The organism is Streptosporangium sp. NPDC002544, from assembly GCF_040295965.1.
In the GTDB taxonomy this organism is placed as follows: domain Bacteria; phylum Actinomycetota; class Actinomycetes; order Streptosporangiales; family Streptosporangiaceae; genus Streptosporangium.
Genome location: NZ_JBEOWJ010000001.1, coordinates 226,786 through 248,723, shown reverse-complemented (window position 1 = coordinate 248,723; position 21,938 = coordinate 226,786). Strand labels below are relative to the sequence as shown.

The window sequence follows — 21,938 nt, the reverse complement described above, 5'->3', positions numbered from 1 at the left end:
CGTTCTCCCCTCTACCAAACGAAGGCGAGGACTTCCCCGCCCACTCCACGCTTGCCGGCCTGCTTGTCCGTCATGAGACCGCCGGACGTCGAGATGATCGCGACGCCCAGTCCGCCCAGGACTCGGGGCAGGTTGTCCTTCTTTGCATAAACCCGCAGGCCGGGCTTGGAAACCCGTCGCAGGCCCGCGAGCGACCGCTCACGGCTCGGCCCGAACTTCAGCTCCACCACGAGGTTCTTTCCGACCTTGGCGTCTTCGACGCTCCAGGACTGGATGTAACCCTCCTGCTGGAGGATCTCGGCGATGTGCGCCTTGATCTTCGAGTACGGCATCGCCACGCTGTCGTGGTAAGCCGAGTTCGCGTTTCGCAGACGCGTCAGCATGTCTGCGATCGGGTCGGTCATCGTCATGGCCGGTGGCCTTCCTCACCGCGGTTTCCACAGGGGACCTTCGGTGCGGTCATGGGCGCTTGTAGTCAGCGCCCGGTGAATACGAACTTCTATGTGTGGCCGGTGCCCCGCGCGGGCCCGTGATGGTCATGGGACCGCGCGGACGGCTACCAGCTCGACTTGGTGATGCCGGGCAGCTCGCCCCGGTGCGCCATCTCACGGAAGCAGATGCGGCACAGGCCGAACTTCCGGTAGACGGCGCGGGGACGACCACAGCGCGAGCACCGAGTGTACGCCCGGACCTCGAACTTGGCCTTGCGAGCAGCCTTGACCTTGAGCGACGTCTTCGCCATGATCAGGCCTCCTTGAAGGGGAAGCCGAGGTGCTTCAGCAGCGCCCGGCCCTGGTCGTCGGTCTTAGCGGTGGTCACGACCGTGATGTCCATACCACGCTGGCGGTCGACCTTGTCCTGGTCGATCTCGTGGAACATGACCTGCTCGGTGAGACCGAAGGTGTAGTTCCCGTTGCCGTCGAACTGCTTGGGCGACAGGCCGCGGAAGTCACGGATGCGGGGCAGCGCCAGCGAGAGCAGCCGGTCGAGGAACTCCCACATGCGGTCGCCACGGAGCGTGACGTGCGCGCCGATCGGCATGCCCTCGCGCAGCTTGAACTGGGCGATGGACTTACGGGCGCGGACGACCGCCGGCTTCTGGCCGGTGATCACGGTGAGGTCGCGGACGGCGCCTTCGATGAGCTTCGAGTCACGCGCGGCCTCGCCGACGCCCATGTTCACCTTGATCTTGGTGATGGTGGGCACCAGCATGATGTTCTCGAACCCGAACTGCTCGTTCAGCTTCGCGATGATCTCTTCGCGGTAGCGCTGCTTGAGGCGCGGGAGGGTCCGCTCTTCAGTGTTCGCGGTCATCAGTTGTCCTCACCCGTCTCCTCGGAAGCAGCCTTGGCCGACTCCTTCTTGGCGGGCTTGTCGTCATCCTTGAGCTTCTTGACGTTGCTCACGTGGATGGGAGCCTCCATGGTCTGCACGCCGCCGGTCTTGGCGCCACGCGGACCCTGGTTGGTCTCCTTGGAGTGCTTCTTGACCATGTTGACGCCCTCGACCACCACGCGCTCGTCGCGCGGGTGGGCGGCGATCACGCGGCCCTTGGCACCCTTGTCCTTGCCGGCGATGACCAGTACGAGGTCACCCTTCTTCACATGCAGCTTCGGCATTACAACACCTCCGGCGCGAGCGAGATGATCCGCATGAACTTCTTGTCACGCAGCTCACGTCCGACGGGACCGAAGATGCGGGTGCCCCGGGGGTCACCGCTGTCCTTGATGATGACGGCGGCGTTCTCGTCGAAGCGGATGTAGGAGCCGTCGGGCCGGCGGCGCTCCTTGACAGTGCGGACGATGACGGCCTTGACCACATCGCCCTTCTTCACGGTGCCGCCGGGAATGGCGTCCTTGACAGTGGCGACGATGATGTCGCCGATTCCCGCGTAGCGCCGGCCCGAGCCACCGAGCACACGGATGCAAAGGACTTCCTTCGCACCGGTGTTGTCGGCGACCTTGAGCCGCGACTCCTGCTGGATCACTTGTACTCCTGTTTGTCTCGCTGGTTCTCACCCGTGGGTGAGCCTTGCGGAACCTGCTGGGTCTTTTTCCCCCGGCGACAGTCCTTGGCGGACCGCCGACGCAGGCGGGACGAAGATCGCTTCGCCCCCTTGGACGCCGTCATGGGGGGTGACGGTGTCACCCCCCACGAGGCGCGTTGACTTACTTGGCCTTCTCGAGGATCTCGATGACCCGCCAGCGCTTGCTGGCGGAGAGCGGCCGGGTCTCCATCAGGAGGACTCGGTCGCCGACACCACAGCTGTTGGCCTCGTCGTGCGCCTTGTACTTGGTCGTCCTGCGGATGACCTTGCCGTACAGGGGGTGCTTGACGCGGTCCTCGACAGCGACCACGACAGTCTTGTCCATCTTGTCGCTGACGACCAGACCCTCACGGGTCTTGCGGTAGTTCCGCGTCTCGGTCGTGGTTTCCGTGGCCTCAGCCATCAATCGACTCCTTCTCTACCGTGACGATTCCGAGCTCCCGCTCGCGCATCACCGTGTAGATACGGGCGATCTCGCGGCGAACGGCACGCAGCCGCCCGTGGCTCTCCAACTGGCCGGTCGCAGCCTGGAAGCGGAGGTTGAACAGCTCCTCCTTGGCTTCCTTCAGCTTCGTGACCAGGGTGTCCTGGTCTTCCACCCGCAGCTCACCGGCGGTCAGGCCCTTAGCCATCACGCCTCACCCACTTCACGCTTGACGAACCGGCACTTCATCGGCAGCTTGTGCATCGCACGACGCAGGGCTTCGCGAGCCACCGGCTCGGCGACACCCGACAGCTCGAACATGATGCGACCGGGCTTGACGTTGGCGATCCACCACTCCGGCGAACCCTTACCGGAACCCATGCGGGTCTCGGCGGGCTTCTTGGTGAGAGGACGGTCCGGATAGATGTTGATCCAGACCTTTCCACCACGCTTGATGTGACGGGTCATCGCGATACGAGCCGACTCGATCTGACGGTTGGTCACGTAGGAGTGCTCAATCGCCTGAATGCCGAACTCGCCGAACACGACCCTGGTGCCGCCCTTGGCAGCGCCGTGACGGTCGGGCCGGTGCTGCTTACGGTGCTTGACCCTGCGCGGGATCAGCATGGTCAGCTCCCTTCAGCACCCGGCTGCGCAGCCGGGCCGGTCTCGGGGGCAGCCTGGGAGGCCGCCTCGTTCCTGGGGGCGCGGTCGCCACGGCCGGCACCGGCACCACGACGGGCGCCACCGGCACCACGACGGGGACGGTCGCCGCCACCGGCACCGGGGCCACGACGGTCGTCGCGGTCACGACGCTGGCCCGCACGAGCACCGGCGGCAGCCGCCTCGCGCTCGGCGCGGCTGGTCGGAGCCTCACCCTTGTAGATCCACACCTTCACGCCGATACGGCCGAAGGTGGTACGGGCCTCGTACAGGCCGTAGTCGATGTCCGCGCGGAGGGTGTGCAGGGGCACGCGGCCCTCGCGGTAGAACTCCGAACGGGACATCTCAGCGCCGCCGAGACGACCGGAGCACTGCACCCGGATGCCCTTGGCGCCGCTCTTCATCGCCGACTGCATCGCCTTGCGCATGGCACGGCGGAACGAGACACGGCTGGACAGCTGCTCGGCCACACCCTGGGCGACGAGCTGAGCGTCGATCTCAGGGTTCTTGACCTCAAGGATGTTCAGCTGGACCTGCTTCTTGGTCAGCTTCTCGAGGTCACCGCGAATCCGGTCCGCCTCGGCGCCGCGGCGGCCGATGACGATGCCCGGACGGGCGGTGTGAATGTCGACCTGAACCCGGTCGGTGGTCCGCTCGATCTCCACCTTGGAGATGCCGGCCCGCTCCATGCCCTTCTTGAGCATGCGGCGGATCGCCACATCCTCGGCAACGTACGACTTGTAGAGCTTGTCGGCATACCACCGGCTCTTGAAGTCGGTCGTGACGCCGAGGCGGAACCCGTGCGGGTTAACCTTCTGACCCACTAGCGGGTCCTCCCCTTCGGCTCGCGGGACTCCACGATCACGGTGATGTGGCTGGTCCGCTTGTTGATCCGATAGGCACGACCCTGAGCACGGGGACGAAACCGCTTCAGCGTCGGGCCCTCGTCGACCCAGGCACGGCTCACGAAGAGCGTGTCACGGTCGAGCTTGAAGTTGTGCTCCGCGTTGGCAATGGCGCTCGACAGCACCTTGTACACGGTCTCGCTCGCCGACTGGGGAGCGAACTGCAGCACGGCCTGCGCCTCCGAAGCGGGCAGCCCGCGAATGAGGTCCACCACACGGCGGGCCTTCATGGGCGTGTGGCGCGCGAACCGCGCCTGAGCCCTGGCTTCCATCGCTTACTCCTCTTACCCTTCGTTTTGGTCGAGTCCGTCTCACTCTGTGACGATCGCTTCCGATCGTTCCCGGCTCGACGTCCTCTTCCTGAGGCGCTTATCGCCGGCTGCGGCGGTCTTCCTTGACATGGCTGCGGAAGGTCCGCGTCGGCGCGAACTCACCCAGCTTGTGGCCGATCATCGACTCGGTGACGAACACCGGGACGTGCTTGCGGCCGTCGTGAACGGCGATCGTGTGGCCGAGCATGTCGGGCACGATCATGGAGCGCCGCGACCACGTCTTGATGACGTTCTTGGTGCCCTTCTCGTTCTGGGCATCCACCTTCTTCTGAAGGTGGTCGTCCACGAAGGGACCCTTCTTGAGGCTACGTGGCATTTTGGCTGCTCCTACCGCTTCTTCCGCTTGGTACGACGGCGGATGATCAGCCGGTCGCTGGCCTTGTTCGCCGCACGAGTACGACCCTCGGGCTTGCCCTTGGGGTTGACGGGGTGACGACCGCCGGAGGTCTTACCCTCACCACCACCGTGCGGGTGGTCGACCGGGTTCATCGCGACGCCGCGGACGGTGGGGCGCTTGCCCTTCCACCGCATACGTCCGGCCTTACCCCAGTTGATGTTGGCCTGCTCGGCGTTGCCGACCTGGCCGATGGAGGCCCGGCAGCGAACGTCGACCTGGCGCATCTCACCGGAGGGCATACGCAGCGTGGCGTACTGGCCCTCCTTGGCGAGGAGCTGAATCTGCGCGCCGGCGGACCGGCCCAGCTTGGCGCCACCACCCGGACGGAGCTCCACCGCGTGGATGAAGGTACCGGTCGGGATGTTGCGCAGCGGGAGGCAGTTGCCCGGCTTGATGTCGGCCGTGGGGCCGTTCTCGATCTTGTCGCCCTGCTTGAGGCCGGTCGGGCAGAGGATGTAGCGCTTCTCCCCGTCGGCGTAGTGCAGCAGCGCGATCCGGGAGGTGCGGTTCGGGTCGTACTCGATGTGAGCGACCTTGGCCGGAATCCCGTCCTTGTCGTGACGCCGGAAATCGATGATCCGGTAGGCGCGCTTGTGGCCACCGCCCTGGTGACGGGTGGTGACACGGCCGTGGACGTTACGGCCACCCTTGCTGTGCAGGGGTGCAAGCAGCGACTTCTCGGGCGTGCTGCGCGTGATCTCGGCAAAGTCCGAGACGCTGGCGCCGCGGCGACCCGGGGTCGTCGGCTTGAGTTTACGGATGCCCATCTTTTTCGTTCATCCTTCGTCGGTTAATCCGGTCGAACGCCCCTCACCTGGTGGTGAGGGGCTTTCTCCCTGTACTTACTGAGCGAGCGCGTCAGCCGATCTGGCCGAAGATGTCAATCCGGTCGCCTTCGACCAGGCTGACGATCGCTCGCTTGGTAGCCGGACGCTGGCCGTAGCCGAATCTGGTCCGCTTACGCTTGCCCTGGCGGTTGATGGTGTTGACGCTGGCCACCTTGACGCCGAAGATCTTCTCAACAGCGATCTTGACCTGCGTCTTGTTGGCCGTCTTCCGCACCAGGAACGTGTACTTGTTGTGCTCGTCGATCAGGCCGTAGCTCTTCTCGGAGACAACCGGCTTGATGATGATGTCGCGCGGGTCGGCGATCTTCTCCATCAGGCGTCTTCCTTCCCGCTCTTGCTCAGACGCGCGACGACCTGGTCGTACGCCGCCTGAGTGAAAACGACGTCGTCGTGGCAGAGCACGTCGTAGGTGTTGAGCTGCCCGGCGTCCAGCAGGTGGACCTCGGGAGCGTTGCGCAGGCTCAGCCAGCTGAGCTCGTCACCCTCGTCGACGACGACCAGGACGCTACGCGCCTCGGTGATCTTGCGAAGCGACTCGAGAGCCGCCTTGGTCTTCGGGGTCTCCCCCGCGACCAGACCGCTGACCACGTGAACGCGGCCCCCGGTCGCCCTGTCGGACAGGGCCCCGCGCAGGGCGGCGGCCTTCATCTTCTTGGGAGTCTTCTGCGAGTAGTCCCGCGGAACCGGACCGTGGACGGTGCCGCCGCCGGTGAACTGCGGAGCGCGGGTCGAACCCTGGCGGGCGCGGCCCGTACCCTTCTGGCGGTACGGCTTCTTGCCGCCACCACTGACCTCACCGCGGGTCTTGGCCTTGTGGGTGCCCTGCCGGCGAGCGGCGAGCTGGGCCACGACGACCTGGTGGATCAGCGGGATGTTGACCTTGGTGCCGAAGATGTCCTCCGGCAGATCGACGGTCCCGGCCTTGTCGCCGCTCGCGTCGAGGACGTCAATGGTGCTCACTTGGCAGCCCCCTTCTTGGCAGCGGTGCGGACCAGAACCAGGCTGCCGTTGGCGCCGGGGATCGCACCCTTGATCAGGATGAGGCCCTTCTCGGCGTCCACGGCGTGGACCTTGAGGCTCTGGATGGTCGTGCGGGCGTTGCCCATCCGGCCGGCCATGCGCACGCCCTTGAAGACGCGGCCCGGGGTGGCGCAGCCACCGATGGAACCCGGCGAGCGGTGCTTGCGCTGCGTACCGTGCGAGGCGCCCAGGCCCTTGAAGCCGTGCCGCTTCATGACACCCGCGTAACCCTTGCCCTTGCTCTTGCCCGTCACGTCGACGTACTGGCCGGCCTCGAAGGTGTCGGCCGAGAGCTCCTGGCCCAGGGTGTACTCGCTCACGTCGTCAGTGCGGATCTCCGCGAAGTAACGGCGCGGGGTGATGTCGTGCTTGCGCAGGTAGTCGCCGAGCGGCTTGTTGACCTTCCGCGGGTCGACCTGCCCGAAGCCCAGCTGGATGGCGGTGTAGCCGTCCTTCTCAGCGGTGCGGACGCGGGTCACGACGCACGGACCAGCCTCGACGACGGTCACCGGGACCATCCGGTTGTCCGCGTCGAAGACCTGGGTCATGCCGAGCTTCTTGCCCAGGACGCCCTTGATCTGCTTAGCCATGTCAGTGCGTTCCCTCAGAGCTTGATCGAGATGTCAACGCCGGCGGGAAGGTCGAGTCGCATGAGCGAGTCGACCGTCTTCGGCGTCGGGTCGATGATGTCAATCAGCCGCTTGTGCGTGCGCATCTCAAAGTGCTCGCGACTGTCCTTGTACTTGTGCGGCGAGCGGATGACGCAGTACACGTTCTTCTCGGTCGGCAGCGGCACCGGGCCCGCGACCTTGGCGCCAGTCCTTGTCACCGTCTCGACGATCTTCTTGGCCGAGACGTCGATGACCTCGTGGTCATAGGCCTTGAGCCGAATGCGGATCTTCTGTCCCGCCATAATGGCCTCGGTGTCCTTCACTGTCGTCTGAAAAAGTTACGTGCGGCCTGTTGCCGCTGTGTCATGGCCGGGTCCGTCTCGGACGTCCCCTCCATGTTGCGCGGAGCCTGCTTCGCCCTTCAGGCGACGCCCTCCGCACACGCCCCACGTAGCAGACGCTGTGAGTCCGCGCTTTCTTCCGTGATCTGGCAGTTACTTCGGTCATCGTTCGGCCGAACCAACTGCGAGATCACGGTTCGTGGGGTCCCTGCCAGGGTTCGCGCCCTGCGGCGCGGGCCCCTCGTGGGGAAGCGGCCGGCCCTGCGTTGAGGGCCGACCGCCACTCCGCGATCGTACTACTTGATGATCTTGGTCACTCGACCCGCACCGACGGTGCGGCCACCCTCACGGATGGCGAACTTGAGACCGTCCTCCATCGCGATGGGCTGGATGAGCGCGACGCTCATCTCGGTGTTGTCGCCCGGCATGACCATCTCGGTGCCCTCGGGGAGGTTCACCACACCGGTCACGTCAGTCGTACGGAAGTAGAACTGCGGGCGGTAGTTGTTGAAGAACGGCGTGTGGCGGCCGCCCTCGTCCTTGCTCAGGATGTAGACCTGGGCCTCGAACTCGGTGTGCGGGGTGGTCGTGCCCGGCTTGATGATGCACTGGCCGCGCTCGACGTCCTCGCGCTTGATGCCGCGCAGGAGCAGACCGACGTTGTCACCCGCCTGGCCCTCGTCGAGGAGCTTGCGGAACATCTCGACACCGGTGACCGTGGTGGTGGTCTTGGTCTCCTTGATGCCGATGATGTCGACGGTCTCGCTGACCTTGACGATGCCACGCTCGATACGGCCGGTGACGACCGTGCCGCGACCGGTGATCGAGAAGACGTCCTCGACCGGCATCAGGAACGGCTTGTCGGTCTCACGGACCGGCTCGGGGACGTTCTCGTCCACCGCGGTCATGAGCTCGATGATCGAGTCGCCCCACTTGGCGTCGCCCTCAAGCGCCTTCAGCGCCGAGACGCGGACGACCGGCAGGTCGTCGCCGGGGAACTCCTGGGCCGAGAGAAGCTCACGGACCTCGAGCTCGACGAGCTCCAGGATCTCCTCGTCGTCCACCATGTCGGACTTGTTGAGGGCCACGACGATGTAGGGGACGCCGACCTGGCGGGCCAGGAGGACGTGCTCCTTCGTCTGCGGCATCGGGCCGTCGGTGGCGGCGACCACGAGGATCGCACCGTCCATCTGAGCCGCACCGGTGATCATGTTCTTCACGTAGTCCGCGTGACCGGGGCAGTCCACGTGGGCGTAGTGGCGCTTCTCGGTCTGGTACTCGACGTGCGCGATGGAGATCGTGATACCACGAGCCTTCTCCTCGGGCGCCTTGTCGATCTTGTCGAACGGGGTCGCCTCGTTGAGGTTCGGGAAACGCTCGTGGAGCACCTTGGTGATCGCCGCGGTCAGAGTGGTCTTGCCGTGGTCGATGTGCCCAATGGTGCCGATGTTTACGTGCGGCTTGGTCCGCTCGAACTTGGCCTTGGCCACTGCTCTCTCCTTAGAGATTCTGACGTGACTTGCGTCTTCATATTCGGGTTTGGGGAGGCCGATCCCTCTCGGAACCGGCCCGCGAGAAAGCTCTCGCCCCGCACCCCCGGCAACGGGGGCGAGTCTCCTCGCCTCCCGTAACCAAAGTGAGTGCTGGACTTGCTTGCCCTGCACCCCTCCGGTGGCGGGACGGCGATCTCCTCGCCTCCCGTAACCAAAGTGAGTGCTGGACTTGCTTGCCCTGCACCCCTCCGGTGGCGGGACGGCGATCTCCTCGCTACCCGTAACCGAAGTGGGTGCTGGACTTACTCGCCCCGCACCTTCGCGACGATCTCCTTGGCGATGTGCGCGGGCACTTCCGCGTAGGAGTCGAACTGCATGCTGTAGCTCGCGCGTCCCTGCGTCTTGCTACGGAGGTCTCCCACGTAGCCGAACATCTCAGAGAGCGGCACGAGCGCCTTGACGATCCGGGCGCCGGAGCGCTCGTCCATCGCCTGGATCTGCCCGCGGCGACCGTTGAGGTCACCGATGACGTCACCCATGTAGTCCTCGGGCGTGGTGACCTCGACGGCCATCATCGGCTCCAGGATTACGGCGTCCGCCTTGCGCGCGGCCTCCTTGAAGGCCATCGAGCCGGCGATCTTGAAGGCCATTTCGGACGAGTCCACCTCGTGGTAGGCGCCGTCCTGCAGGGTGACCTTGACCCCGACCATGGGGTAGCCGGCGAGAACACCGAACTCGGCCGCCTCCTGGGCACCCGCGTCGACCGAGGGGATGTACTCCCTCGGGATGCGGCCACCGGAGACCTTGTTCGCGAACTCGTAACCGTCGTTGCCCTCGCCCAGCGGCTCAATGTCAATGATGACCTTGGCGAACTGGCCGGAACCACCGGTCTGCTTCTTGTGGACGTAGTCGACCTTCTCCACCTTGCGGCGGATGGTCTCCCGGTAGGCCACCTGAGGCCGGCCGATGTTGGCCTCGACCTTGAACTCGCGGCGCATCCGGTCGACGAGGATCTCCAGGTGGAGCTCGCCCATACCCCAGATGACCGTCTGCCCGGTCTCGTCGTCACGACGGACCTGGAAGGACGGGTCCTCCTCGGCCAGACGCTGGATCGCGGTGCCCAGCTTCTCCTGGTCGCCCTTGGTCTTGGGCTCGATGGCGACGCTGATGACCGGCGCCGGGAAGTTCATCGACTCCAGGACCACGGGGTGAGCCGGGTCGGCCAGGGTGTCACCGGTGGTGGTGTCCTTCAGGCCCATGACGGCGACGATCTGACCGGCGACGGCCGACCCGCGCTCTTCGCGCTTGTTGGCGTGCATCTGGTAGATCTTGCCGATCCGCTCCTTACGGCCCTTCACCGCGTTGACCACGGCGGTGCCGGTCTCGAGCGTGCCCGAGTAGATGCGGATGTAGGTGAGACGGCCCAGGTGCTGGTCGCTCATGATCTTGAATGCCAGCGCGGAGAACGGCTCGTTCACATCCGCGTGGCGCTCGATGACCTCGTCTTCCTTACCGACCGCGTGGCCCTTGAAGGCCGGGATGTCGGTCGGAGCGGGAAGGTAGGCGACGATCGCGTCGAGCAGGGGCTGAATGCCCTTGTTCTTGAACGCGGTGCCGGTCAGGACCGGGTTGATGGCGCTGCTCAGCGTCGCGCGGCGGATGGCCGCGACCAGCTGCTCCTCGGTGGGCTCGACGCCCTCCAGGAAGAGCTCCATCAGCTCGTCGTCGTTCTCGGCGACCGTCTCGACCAGCTTGTCACGCCACTCGCGAGCGGCCTCGGCGTGCTCGGCCGGGATGTCGACGGTCTCGTACATCTCGCCCTTGGCCGCCTCGGCGCTCCAGAGCAGACCCTTCATCCTGACCAGGTCGATGACGCCCTTGAAGTCGGCCTCGACGCCCCAGGGAAGCTGAAGAACCGCGGGGGTCGCGTTCAGGCGGCTGATCATCATGTCGACGCAGCGGTGGAACTCCGCGCCGACCCGGTCCAGCTTGTTGACGAAGCAGATCCTGGGAACTTCGTAACGGTCGGCCTGACGCCACACCGTTTCGGACTGGGGCTCGACGCCTGCAACGCCGTCAAACACGGCGACGGCACCGTCGAGGACGCGGAGCGAGCGCTCCACCTCGATCGTGAAGTCCACGTGACCCGGCGTGTCGATGATGTTGATCGTGTGGCCGAGCCACTCGCAGGTCGTAGCAGCGGAGGTGATGGTGATACCACGCTCCTGCTCCTGCTCCATCCAGTCCATCGTGGCTGCGCCCTCGTGGACCTCACCGATCTTGTAGTTGATACCGGTGTAGAACAGGATGCGCTCAGTCGTCGTGGTCTTGCCCGCGTCGATGTGAGCCATGATCCCGATGTTGCGGACCTTGGCCAGGTCAAGAGCGGTCGTGGTGGCCACTTCTCTCGCGTCCTCGTCGTCTCGTCGAAGCCGCTGTTACCAGCGGTAGTGGGCGAAGGCCTTGTTGGACTCGGCCATCTTGTGGGTGTCCTCACGCTTCTTGACGCTTGCGCCGAGGCCGTTGCTGGCATCGAGCAGTTCGTTCATGAGGCGCTCGGTCATGGTCTTCTCGCGGCGGGCCCGGGAGTACTGCACCAGCCAGCGCAGGGCCAGGGTGGTGCTACGCGCGGCGCGCACCTCGACCGGGACCTGGTAGGTCGCGCCACCGACACGGCGGCTGCGGACCTCAAGGGTGGGCTTGACGTTGTCCAGCGCGCGCTTCAGGGTGACGACCGGGTCGTTGCCGGTCTTCTCCTTGGCGCCTTCGAGAGCGCCGTACACGATGGACTGAGCGATGGACCGCTTGCCGTCCAGGAGCACCTTGTTGATAAGCGCGGTGACCAGGGGCGAGTTGTGAACCGGGTCAGCCATGAGCTGACGACGGCCAGGAGAACCCTTGCGAGGCATTCTTACTTCTCCTTCTTCGCGCCGTAACGGCTACGGGCCTGCTTGCGGTTACGGACACCCTGGGTGTCGAGCGAACCGCGGATGATCTTGTAGCGAACACCCGGCAGGTCCTTCACACGACCACCGCGGACGAGCACGATGGAGTGCTCCTGAAGGTTGTGACCGACACCGGGGATGTAGGCCGTGACCTCGATACCGTTGGTGAGCCGGACACGCGCGACCTTGCGGAGCGCGGAGTTCGGCTTCTTGGGGGTCGTGGTGTAAACGCGCATGCAGGTGCCGCGTCGCTGAGGGCTGGCCTTGAGCGCCGGGGTCTTGGTCTTGGTGACCTTGTCCTGGCGGCCCTTGCGGACCAGCTGCTGAATCGTGGGCACCGCGTCTCCGTTCGTGCTAGCCGGTTAATCGAATGTCGTGCATTTTGCAGGTACTGCCGGTGTCATGACCTGCGGTTCTTTCATCCCCTCCGACCCACGCGGTCGGGCGTGTCGCGCACTTGTCACGCCACAACCCGGTCAAGGCCGGTCCGGTGGAGGAGGCCATGCGGCGCCCCTGCCGACTCCCCACCGGGAACCTGTCGACGCACACGCATGAGGGCCCATGAAGACATGAGCACGAAGGGCAAGACTACCCAGCCGAGCGCAACACGTCAAAACGGCCGCACCCGCAGGGCGCCGCTGTGGGCGCCCGCATTCGTGTCATGACTCCCACGACCGGTTTCCGACCGACCGCTTCTGGGTCCACGTCGAGTTTACCCGTCGCAGAGCACTTCTCCGGCCGTTCTCCCCATTAACGTACGGCTTTCGCCGCAACATTCCGGTCAAGAAAGGGCCACACCCACCCGTCACGGACGTGAACACGGTGGAAAGGCAGCGGCGCCCGGCCCCCCTGCCGGGGACCGGGCGCCGCCTGCGATCACTTAGCGGTTGTACTGACCGAAGTCGTACTCCTCCAGCGGCACGGCCTCACCGGAGCCCGAACCGAAGGTGTAGTCCGCCGCGGAGCCGTCGTAGCCGCCGACCGTGTACATCGCGGCCTTGGCCTCCTCGGTGGGCTCGACCCGGATGTTGCGGTACTGCGGCATGCCGGTACCGGCCGGGATGAGCTTTCCGATGATGACGTTCTCCTTGAGGCCGAGCAGCGAGTCCGACTTGGCGTGGATCGCCGCGTCGGTGAGCACTCGGGTCGTCTCCTGGAAGGACGCCGCGGACAGCCAGGACTCGGTGGCGAGCGAGGCCTTGGTGATACCCATCAGCACCGGACGCCCGGAGGCCGGCGTGCCGCCCTCCGCCACGCACTCGCGGTTGATCCGCTCGAAGCGCGGCCGCTCGACGAGCTCACCGGGCAGCATGTCGGCGTCGCCGGACTCCAGCACGTTCACGCGCTTGAGCATCTGCCGCACGATGATCTCGATGTGCTTGTCGTGGATCGACACACCCTGCGAGCGGTAGACCTGCTGGACCTCCGCCACGAGGTGCAGCTGCACGGCCCGGGGGCCGAGGATGCGCAGCACCTCGTTGGGGTTGACGGCACCGGCGATCAGCTGCTGGCCGACCTTGACCCGCTGCCCGTCGGAGACCAGCATGCGCGACCGCATCGAGACCGGGTAGGCGACCTCCTCGGAACCGTCGTCCGGGATGATCACGATCTTCCGGGTCTTGTCGGTCTCGTCGACGCGGACCCGGCCCTCGGCCTCGCTGATCGGGGCGACGCCCTTGGGCACGCGCGCCTCGAAAAGCTCCTGGACACGGGGCAGACCGTGGGTGATGTCGGCGCCCGCCACACCACCGGTGTGGAAGGTCCGCATCGTCAGCTGGGTGCCGGGCTCACCGATCGACTGGGCGGCGATGATGCCGACCGCCTCGCCGACGTCCACGAGCTTGCCGGTCGCGAGCGAGCGGCCGTAGCAGGTGGCGCAGACACCGATCTTGGCCTCGCAGACGAGGGCGCTGCGGGTCCTGACGGTCTCCACTCCGGCCTCGACCAGGGCGGTGACGTGGATGTCGTTGATGTCGACGCCCACCGGCGCGATGATCTTGCCGTCCACCTCCACGTCCTCGGCGAGGATGCGGCCGTGCACGTTGCTCTCGGCGTTCTCCGCCTTGACCAGGTTGCCCTGGGCGTCGCGGTCGGCGACGTGCAGCGGGACGGCGCGGTCGGTGCCGCAGTCGATCTCACGGACGATGACGTCCTGCGCGACGTCCACCAGACGACGGGTCAGGTACCCCGAGTCGGCGGTCCGCAGCGCGGTGTCCGCCAGACCCTTCCGCTGGCCGTGGGTGGAGATGAAGTACTCCAGCACCGACAGACCCTCGCGGAACGAGGCCTTGATCGGGCGCGGGATCGTCTCACCCTTGGTATTGGACACCAGACCACGGATGCCGGAGATCTGCCGGACCTGCATCAGGTTTCCTCGGGCGCCCGACTGGACCATCATCCAGACCGGGTTGGTCTTCGGGAACGCCTTCTGCATGTCGTCGGTCACGTCGCTGGTCGCGTGCGTCCAGATCTCGATGAGCTCCTGACGACGCTCCTCGTCCGTGATCAGACCACGCTCGTACTCGCGCTGGACCTTGTCGGCCCGGCGCTCGTACGTCTCCATGATCTCGGACTTGTTCGGCGGCGCGATGACGTCCTCGATGGAGATCGTCACACCGGCCCTGGTCGCCCAGTAGAAGCCGGCGTCCTTGAGGGCGTCGAGCGCGGCCGCGACCTCGACCTTGGGGTACTTCTCGGCGAGCTCGTTGACGATGACCGACAGCTGCTTCTTGCCGACCTGCGAGTTCACGTACGGGTAGTTCGCCGGCAGGGTCTGGTTGAACAGGCAGCGGCCCAGAGTGGTCTCCAGGCGGTAGCTGTCACCGGCCTCCCAGCCCTCGGGGCCCGCCCAGCCGCGGGGCGGCGGGACGTCTCCCCGCATCCGGATCTGGATCGGCGACTGGATGTCGAGCTCCCGGCGGTCGAAGGCCATCAGCGCCTCCGACACCGAGCCGAAGACCCGTCCCTGGCCGACGCCGTTCTCGTCCTCGTCCTTGATCGTGGTCAACGAGTAGAGACCGATGATCATGTCCTGGGTGGGCATGGTCACGGGCTTGCCGTCGGCCGGCTTCAGGATGTTGTTCGTCGACAGCATCAGGATGCGGGCCTCGGCCTGCGCCTCGGCGGACAGCGGCAGGTGCACGGCCATCTGGTCGCCGTCGAAGTCCGCGTTGAACGCGGTGCAGACGAGCGGGTGGATCTGGATGGCCTTGCCCTCGACCAGCTGCGGCTCGAAGGCCTGGATGCCCAGGCGGTGCAGGGTCGGCGCGCGGTTGAGCAGCACGGGGTGCTCGGTGATGACCTCTTCGAGGACGTCCCACACGACCGGGCGAGCACGCTCGACCATCCGCTTGGCCGACTTGATGTTCTGCGCGTGGTTCAGGTCGACCAGGCGCTTCATCACGAACGGCTTGAAGAGCTCCAGCGCCATCTGCTTGGGCAGACCGCACTGGTGCAGCTTCAGCTGCGGGCCGACGACGATGACCGAACGGCCGGAGTAGTCGACTCGCTTGCCCAGCAGGTTCTGGCGGAACCGGCCCTGCTTGCCCTTCAGCATGTCGCTGAGGGACTTCAGGGGGCGGTTGCCCGGACCGGTGACCGGGCGGCCGCGGCGGCCGTTGTCGAACAGCGCGTCGACGGCCTCCTGGAGCATCCGCTTCTCGTTGTTCACGATGATCTCGGGGGCACCGAGGTCGAGAAGCCGCTTGAGGCGGTTGTTCCGGTTGATCACACGGCGGTACAGGTCGTTCAGGTCCGAGGTGGCGAACCGGCCACCGTCGAGCTGCACCATGGGGCGCAGGTCCGGCGGGATGACCGGGATGCAGTCGAGGACCATCCCGTTGGGCGAGTTGCGGGTGTTCAGGAACGCCGACACGACCTTGAGACGCTTGAGCGCGCGGGCCTTCTTCTGGCCCTTGCCGCTGCGGATCGTCTCGCGCAGGTTCTCGGCCTCAAGGGCGAGGTCGAAGTTGGTCAGACGCTCCTGGATGGCCTGGGCGCCCATGCCACCGCGGAAGTAACGGCCGAAGCGGTCGCGCATCTCGCGGTAGAGCAGCTCGTCGCCCTCAAGGTCCTGGACCTTGAGGTTCTTGAAGCGGCTCCAGACCTCGTCCAGCCGGTCCAGCTCGCGCTGGGCCCGGTCACGCAGCTGCCGCATCTCACGCTCGGCGCCCTCACGCACCTTGCGGCGCTGGTCGCCCTTGGCGCCGGCGGCCTCAAGCTCGGCCAGGTCGGTCTCCAGCTTGCGCTGGCGAGCCTCGATGTCGGCGTCACGGCGCTGCTCGACGTGCTGCCGCTCGACGGAGATCTTCGCCTCCAGCGACGGCAGGTCACGCTCGCGCATTTCCTTGTCGACGTGCGTGATCATGTAGGCCGCGAAGTAGATGACCTTCTCGAGGTCCTTCGGGGCCAGGTCGAGCAGGTATCCCAGACGGGATGGGACACCCTTGAAGTACCAGATGTGCGTGACGGGCGCGGCCAGCTCGATGTGGCCCATCCGCTCACGACGCACCTTGGCGCGGGTCACCTCGACGCCACAGCGCTCACAGATGATGCCCTTGAAGCGGACGCGCTTGTACTTACCGCAGTAGCACTCCCAGTCGCGGGTCGGACCGAAGATCTTCTCGCAGAAGAGTCCGTCCTTCTCGGGCTTGAGCGTCCGGTAGTTGATGGTTTCGGGCTTCTTCACCTCGCCGTGCGACCACTGGCGGATGTCGTCGGCGGTCGCGAGGCCGATCCGAAGCTCGTCGAAGAAGTTGACGTCGAGCACTTGTAATCCCCTCCTCAGCTTCTAGATCAGACCTCTTCGACGCTGCTCGGCTCACGCCGGGACAGGTCGATGCCGAGTTCTTCCGCGGCGCGGAAGACGTCTTCGTCGGTGTCGCGCATCTCGATGGACATGCCGTCGCTGGAGAGCACCTCGACGTTCAGGCACAGCGACTGCATTTCCTTGATGAGGACCTTGAACGACTCCGGGATGCCCGGCTCGGGGATGTTCTCGCCCTTGACGATCGCCTCGTAGACCTTCACCCGGCCGAGGACGTCGTCGGACTTGATGGTGAGCAGTTCCTGGAGCGCGTAGGCGGCGCCGTACGCCTCCAGAGCCCAGACCTCCATCTCACCGAAGCGCTGGCCACCGAACTGGGCCTTACCACCGAGCGGCTGCTGGGTGATCATGGAGTACGGGCCGGTCGAACGAGCGTGGATCTTGTCGTCGACCAGGTGGAGCAGCTTCAGGATGTAGATGTAGCCGACGGAGATCGGGTGCGGGAACGGCTCGCCGGAACGGCCGTCGAACAGCTGGGCCTTTCCGTTCGCGCCGACCATGCGCCCGCCGTCCCTGTTGACCAGGGTGTTGTCGAGCAGGCCGATGATCTCTTCCTCGTTGGCACCGTCGAACACCGGCGTGGCCATGTTGGTGCGCGGGTCGACCTCTGCGAAGCCCTTGTCACGCAGCCGCTCGGCCCATGCCTCCTCGATGCCCGAGATATCCCAGCCTCTGGCCGCGATCCATCCCAGGTGGGTCTCCAGGACCTGGCCGACGTTCATTCGGCCGGGCACGCCCAGCGGGTTGAGGATGATGTCGACCGCCGTGCCGTCCTCAAGGAACGGCATGTCCTCGACCGGAAGGATCTTGGAGATGACACCCTTGTTGCCATGACGGCCGGCCAGCTTGTCACCGTCGGTGATCTTACGCTTCTGGGCCACGTAGACGCGGACCAGCTCGTTGACGCCGGGGGGGAGCTCGTCGCCCTCCTCGCGGCTGAACACGCGAACGCCGATGACCTTGCCCTGCTCGCCGTGCGGCACCTTCAGGGAGGTGTCACGGACCTCGCGGGCCTTCTCACCGAAGATCGCGCGGAGCAGGCGCTCCTCGGGGGTCAGCTCGGTCTCACCCTTGGGCGTGACCTTGCCGACGAGGATGTCGCCGGGGACGACCTCGGCGCCGATGCGGATGATGCCGCGCTCGTCGAGGTCGGCCAGGACCTCCTCGGAGACGTTCGGGATGTCCCGGGTGATCTCCTCGGGGCCCAGCTTGGTGTCGCGGGCGTCGACCTCGTGCTCCTCGATGTGGATCGAGGACAGGACGTCGTCCTGCACCAGGCGCTGGGAGAGGATGATCGCGTCCTCGTAGTTGTGACCCTCCCACGGCATGAACGCCACGAGGAGGTTCTTGCCCAGGGCCATCTCGCCGTTGTCGGTGCAGGGACCGTCCGCGACGACCTGGTTCACCTCGATCCGGTCGCCTTCCGCGACGATCGGCTTCTGGTTGAAGCAGGTGCCCTGGTTGGAGCGCTTGAACTTGGCGACGCGGTAGGTCGTGCGGGTGCCGTCGTCGTTCATCACCGTGACGTAGTCGGCGGAGACCTCCTCGACCACGCCCGCCTTATCGGCGGTGATGACGTCGCCGGCGTCGGTCGCGGCACGGTACTCCATGCCGGTGCCGACCAGCGGCGCCTCGCTCTTGAGCAGCGGCACCGACTGGCGCTGCATGTTGGAGCCCATGAGCGCGCGGTTGGCGTCGTCGTGCTCCAGGAACGGGATCATCGCGGTCGCCACGGACACCATCTGGCGTGCCGAGACGTCCATGTAGTCGACCTCGTTGGCGCGCAGGGACTCGAACTCCCCGCCCTTCCTGCGGACGAGCACCCGCGACTCGAGGAACGTTCCGTCGGGGCCGATCGGCGTGTTCGCCTGGGCGATGACGTGCCGGTCCTCCTCGTCCGCGGTCAGGTACTCGACCTGGTCGGTGACCCGGCCGTCGACGACCTTGCGGTACGGGGTCTCGACGAAGCCGAAGGAGTTGACCCGGCCGAAGGAGGCCAGCGAGCCGATCAGACCGATGTTCGGTCCTTCCGGCGTCTCGATCGGGCACATCCGGCCGTAGTGCGAGGGGTGAACGTCCCGGACCTCGAAGCCGGCCCGCTCACGGGAGAGACCACCGGGGCCCAGCGCGGACAGACGACGCTTGTGCGTCAGGCCGGCGAGGGGGTTGGTCTGGTCCATGAACTGCGACAGCTGGGAGGTGCCGAAGAACTCCTTGATCGACGCCACGACCGGGCGGATGTTGATCAGGGTCTGCGGCGTGATCGCCTCGACGTCCTGGGTCGTCATCCGCTCGCGGACGACGCGCTCCATGCGGGCCAGCCCCAGGCGGACCTGGTTCTGGATGAGCTCGCCCACCGTACGGAGCCGGCGGTTGCCGAAGTGGTCGATGTCGTCGGTCTCGACGACGATCTCACCGTTGGCGCCGGGCATCGACACCTCGCCGGCGTGCAGCCGGACGATGTACTCGATGGTGGCGACGATGTCGTCCTCGGTGAGCGTGCCCTGGGTGATCTCGCTGTCGACCCCGAGCTTCTTGTTGATCTTGTAACGGCCGACCTTGGCGAGGTCGTAGCGCTTGGAGTTGAAGTACAGGTTCTCCAGCAGCGTCTGCGCCGACTCCTTGGTCGGCGGCTCGCCCGGGCGCAGCTTGCGGTAGATGTCGAGCAGAGCGTCGTCCTGGCCGGCCGTGTGGTCCTTCTCCAGGGTCGCCCGCATGGACTCGTACTGCCCGAAACGCTCAAGGATCTGCTCGCTGGTCCAGCCGAGCGCCTTGAGCAGGACGGTGACGGCCTGCTTGCGCTTGCGGTCGATGCGGACACCGACGCTGTCCCGCTTGTCGATCTCGAACTCTAGCCAGGCGCCCCGGGAGGGAATCACCTTGCATCCGTAGAGGTCCTTGTCCGAGGTCTTGTCGACGCTGCGGTCGAAGTAGACACCCGGGGACCGGACCAGCTGGGAGACGACGACACGCTCGGTGCCGTTGATGATGAATGTGCCCTTGCCGGTCATGAGCGGGAAGTCGCCCATGAACACGGTCTGGCTCTTGATCTCACCAGTGGTGTTATTGATGAACTCCGCCGTGACGAACATCGGGGCGGAGTAGGTCATGTCCTTGTCTTTGCACTCATCGACTGAGTACTTGGGCGGCTCGAACCGGTGGTCCCGGAACGACAGGGACATGGTTCCGGAGAAGTCCTCGATGGGACTGATCTCCTCAAAGATCTCTTCGAGGCCCGACTGGGCCGGAACGTCCTTGCGCCCGGCCTGGCGAGCCGCCTCGACCCGCCCCTTCCACTTCTCGTTGCCGAGCAACCAGTCGAAGGACTCGGTCTGAAGAGCGAGAAGATCAGGAACTTCGAGCGGCTCCTGAATTCGTGCGAAAGACACACGACGGGGACCGGCGGGTACGGCGAAGGCGTTGCGCGAGGCTGCCAACAGATGTCCTTCCGAGGGCTCGCGGCGGACTGACTACACGCACGCCAGACGACCATGCATCAGAGCACCAAAAGAAGCGGGTCGTCAAAGGGCAGCGCAAAGGGGCAGTGTAGCCGAACGGCACACACCTGTCCACCTCAGTCTCACTGCAAGCTCCACGTTGGTCGCAGCATCGCCCGTCAGAGCCGAAACGTCAAGCCCGGGAGCTCACATTTCGGCCGGGAAATAGCCGAGACCCTGGGAGTTTTCCCACCGGGTGACCTGCGCACACCACAGGATCCAACACGATGTCCGACCTGGTGCGGCTGACGCTGAGTCACCCGGCGGTTCGAACGCCAGCCGATGGTTCGACTGACGATCGACGCTGCCATGGCAGGTGTACCCAGTCGCGGACCCATCCCAAACCAAGGTTTTACTAACAATTGAATGAAGCGACGCGCCGATCATGGTGACGGAGGATCTCCGAGCAGTGTGGAGAGCTCGGCGACGAACCAGCGGGAGTCCTTCTTGATCATGATGAACCTGGCCCGGTTCTGGCTGACCTGCCGGCGCGGCTCCTTCTCCCCCTGAGGAGTCTTCACGGTGCTCATGTTCATGAACAGCAGCACCTGGACCCGGCCGGAGTCGCCGGACTCCACCGACTCCACGCCCGCCCCGATCACCGTCGCCTGCTGCACGGTTCTCTGCTCCCTGGCCTGCGTGGCCATGCCCCTGGTCAGCTGCCGGTAGTGCAGGCTGAGCGCCCCGGTCGTGTAACCGCCCGCCCTTGCGAAATCCTGTTCGATCGTACGATAGTCGTAGGACAGCATGTCGGAGGCGACCGACCGGGCCGTGGCGAGCGCCTCCTGTCCGGCCCTCTCGTCCGCGCGCAGCCTGCTGAGATCCGTGAACATGATCCAGACCACCGCCGCGAGCGCGAGCGCCACGACGACCATGAGTCCGACCGCCAACCGGTAGGCGCGCGTCACGGCACCAGCTCCGCCTTGGACACGAGCCAGGCTCCCCCGACCTTGGTCACTTCCATGTTCCACCGGTGGAACTGCTCCCGTGGAGCGTTCTTACTCCCGTCCCACCGGATCACCTCATCGCCCACCACCATCACCTGGGCCGTGTCCCCTGTCAACGAGACCAGCCCCAGGGCACGTAGCGCGCCCGCACGGAGGATCTTGTCCTTGATCGTGACCTCCCTGCGCTCCGCGGCGGTTCTGACGTACTCGGCCCTGGCCTCCCCCGTGGAGCCGTCGAGGATTCGCTGGATGTCGGCGTCGACGCTCCGGTATCCGACGGAGAGCAGATGCACCGCGTGCGCTCCCGCCGCCCGTGCCGCCGCCTGTCTGTCGTCCGCCGCCGCCTGGGCGTCGCGCAGGTCGGAGCCGATCCAGAGCGCGGCGACGAGCAGCATCGCGATCAGCACTCCGAGCACCGGTGCTGCGATCCTGAGCGTGCGACGGGGGCGGCGGGGGCGAGCGGCGTGCACTGCCATGCGTTCTCTCCCATCGCACGGTCCGTGGAACGCGAGCCGGTGAGCGCGGCTTTCCCGCCACCGGGACGGTATGCTCCCCGATCGCCGGATCATAACCCGCCGCACAGATCCGCATACCAGCCTTTGCTCACCTGCTTCGGGCCGTTTCGCCCAGCGTTTCGCTTCGT

General features: G+C 65.9%; 24 protein-coding genes. All 24 read right to left on the bottom strand.

Annotated elements, in window-relative coordinates; genetic code table 11:
• Positions 1-11: 11 nt before the first annotated feature.
• Entirely contained in the window at positions 12-410 is a 399-nt protein-coding gene (rpsH, locus tag ABT061_RS01225) for a 30S ribosomal protein S8 (protein WP_343968325.1), read from the bottom strand.
• Positions 411-556: 146 nt separating this feature from the next.
• Positions 557-742, bottom strand: a complete 186-nt coding sequence (locus tag ABT061_RS01220) for a type Z 30S ribosomal protein S14 (protein ID WP_012887844.1) — start codon at positions 740-742, stop codon at positions 557-559.
• 2 nt (positions 743-744) lie between these two features.
• The gene (rplE, locus tag ABT061_RS01215; RefSeq protein ID WP_030912902.1) at positions 745-1,314 is read right to left on the bottom strand and encodes a 50S ribosomal protein L5; all 570 of its coding nucleotides are present in this window, start codon (positions 1,312-1,314) and stop codon (positions 745-747) included.
• Positions 1,314-1,610 carry a 50S ribosomal protein L24 gene (gene rplX, locus ABT061_RS01210; protein ID WP_063766231.1) on the bottom strand — a complete coding sequence of 99 codons (297 nt, stop codon included), beginning with the start codon at positions 1,608-1,610 and terminating at the stop codon, positions 1,314-1,316. Before rplX ends, rplE begins: the two co-directional genes overlap by 1 nt.
• 8 nt (positions 1,611-1,618) lie before the next feature.
• Positions 1,619-1,987: a 50S ribosomal protein L14 gene (rplN, locus tag ABT061_RS01205; protein WP_012887841.1), complete on the bottom strand. Its 369-nt coding sequence runs from the start codon at positions 1,985-1,987 to the stop codon at positions 1,619-1,621.
• Positions 1,988-2,168: 181 nt separating this feature from the next.
• Complete coding sequence (rpsQ, locus tag ABT061_RS01200) at positions 2,169-2,450, bottom strand: 30S ribosomal protein S17 (RefSeq protein WP_030912907.1); 282 nt, start codon at positions 2,448-2,450, stop codon at positions 2,169-2,171.
• Complete coding sequence (gene rpmC, locus ABT061_RS01195; protein ID WP_030912909.1) at positions 2,443-2,679, bottom strand: 50S ribosomal protein L29; 237 nt, start codon at positions 2,677-2,679, stop codon at positions 2,443-2,445. The genes rpsQ and rpmC overlap by 8 nt, the downstream gene beginning before the upstream one ends.
• Positions 2,679-3,098, bottom strand: coding sequence for a 50S ribosomal protein L16 (rplP, locus tag ABT061_RS01190; protein WP_030912912.1), 420 nt, complete (start codon positions 3,096-3,098; stop codon positions 2,679-2,681). The genes rpmC and rplP overlap by 1 nt, the downstream gene beginning before the upstream one ends.
• A gap of 2 nt (positions 3,099-3,100) precedes the next feature.
• Positions 3,101-3,958, bottom strand: coding sequence for a 30S ribosomal protein S3 (gene rpsC, locus ABT061_RS01185; RefSeq protein WP_350911371.1), 858 nt, complete (start codon positions 3,956-3,958; stop codon positions 3,101-3,103).
• On the bottom strand, positions 3,958-4,311 hold the full coding sequence (gene rplV / locus ABT061_RS01180; protein WP_030912916.1) for a 50S ribosomal protein L22: 354 nt from the start codon (positions 4,309-4,311) through the stop codon (positions 3,958-3,960). Before rplV ends, rpsC begins: the two co-directional genes overlap by 1 nt.
• 97 nt (positions 4,312-4,408) lie before the next feature.
• Positions 4,409-4,687, bottom strand: coding sequence for a 30S ribosomal protein S19 (gene rpsS, locus ABT061_RS01175; RefSeq protein ID WP_030451498.1), 279 nt, complete (start codon positions 4,685-4,687; stop codon positions 4,409-4,411).
• Positions 4,688-4,698: 11 nt separating this feature from the next.
• Entirely contained in the window at positions 4,699-5,535 is an 837-nt protein-coding gene (gene rplB / locus ABT061_RS01170; protein ID WP_271220144.1) for a 50S ribosomal protein L2, read from the bottom strand.
• A gap of 91 nt (positions 5,536-5,626) precedes the next feature.
• Positions 5,627-5,929: a 50S ribosomal protein L23 gene (gene rplW / locus ABT061_RS01165; RefSeq protein WP_030912923.1), complete on the bottom strand. Its 303-nt coding sequence runs from the start codon at positions 5,927-5,929 to the stop codon at positions 5,627-5,629.
• Complete coding sequence (rplD, locus tag ABT061_RS01160; RefSeq protein ID WP_350911368.1) at positions 5,929-6,576, bottom strand: 50S ribosomal protein L4; 648 nt, start codon at positions 6,574-6,576, stop codon at positions 5,929-5,931. Before rplD ends, rplW begins: the two co-directional genes overlap by 1 nt.
• Positions 6,573-7,226 carry a 50S ribosomal protein L3 gene (gene rplC, locus ABT061_RS01155; RefSeq protein WP_343968340.1) on the bottom strand — a complete coding sequence of 218 codons (654 nt, stop codon included), beginning with the start codon at positions 7,224-7,226 and terminating at the stop codon, positions 6,573-6,575. The genes rplD and rplC overlap by 4 nt, the downstream gene beginning before the upstream one ends.
• 14 nt (positions 7,227-7,240) lie before the next feature.
• Entirely contained in the window at positions 7,241-7,549 is a 309-nt protein-coding gene (rpsJ, locus tag ABT061_RS01150) for a 30S ribosomal protein S10 (protein WP_030912931.1), read from the bottom strand.
• A 335-nt stretch (positions 7,550-7,884) separates the two neighbouring features.
• A complete protein-coding gene (gene tuf, locus ABT061_RS01145; RefSeq protein WP_343968342.1) occupies positions 7,885-9,078 on the bottom strand; it encodes an elongation factor Tu in 1,194 nt (397 codons plus the stop codon).
• A gap of 305 nt (positions 9,079-9,383) precedes the next feature.
• Positions 9,384-11,432, bottom strand: a complete 2,049-nt coding sequence (gene fusA / locus ABT061_RS01140; protein ID WP_451936226.1) for an elongation factor G — start codon at positions 11,430-11,432, stop codon at positions 9,384-9,386.
• An 87-nt stretch (positions 11,433-11,519) separates the two neighbouring features.
• The gene (gene rpsG / locus ABT061_RS01135) at positions 11,520-11,990 is read right to left on the bottom strand and encodes a 30S ribosomal protein S7 (protein WP_012887827.1); all 471 of its coding nucleotides are present in this window, start codon (positions 11,988-11,990) and stop codon (positions 11,520-11,522) included.
• A 2-nt stretch (positions 11,991-11,992) separates the two neighbouring features.
• Entirely contained in the window at positions 11,993-12,364 is a 372-nt protein-coding gene (rpsL, locus tag ABT061_RS01130) for a 30S ribosomal protein S12 (protein ID WP_012887826.1), read from the bottom strand.
• 542 nt (positions 12,365-12,906) lie between these two features.
• Complete coding sequence (locus tag ABT061_RS01125) at positions 12,907-16,794, bottom strand: DNA-directed RNA polymerase subunit beta' (protein ID WP_350911363.1); 3,888 nt, start codon at positions 16,792-16,794, stop codon at positions 12,907-12,909.
• 26 nt (positions 16,795-16,820) lie between these two features.
• Entirely contained in the window at positions 16,821-20,288 is a 3,468-nt protein-coding gene (gene rpoB / locus ABT061_RS01120; RefSeq protein WP_350911361.1) for a DNA-directed RNA polymerase subunit beta, read from the bottom strand.
• Between the two features lie 443 nt (positions 20,289-20,731).
• Positions 20,732-21,256, bottom strand: a complete 525-nt coding sequence (locus ABT061_RS01115; RefSeq protein ID WP_350911359.1) for a hypothetical protein — start codon at positions 21,254-21,256, stop codon at positions 20,732-20,734.
• A complete protein-coding gene (locus ABT061_RS01110; RefSeq protein ID WP_350911358.1) occupies positions 21,253-21,771 on the bottom strand; it encodes an Rv1363c family protein in 519 nt (172 codons plus the stop codon). Before ABT061_RS01110 ends, ABT061_RS01115 begins: the two co-directional genes overlap by 4 nt.
• Positions 21,772-21,938: the final 167 nt, after the last annotated feature.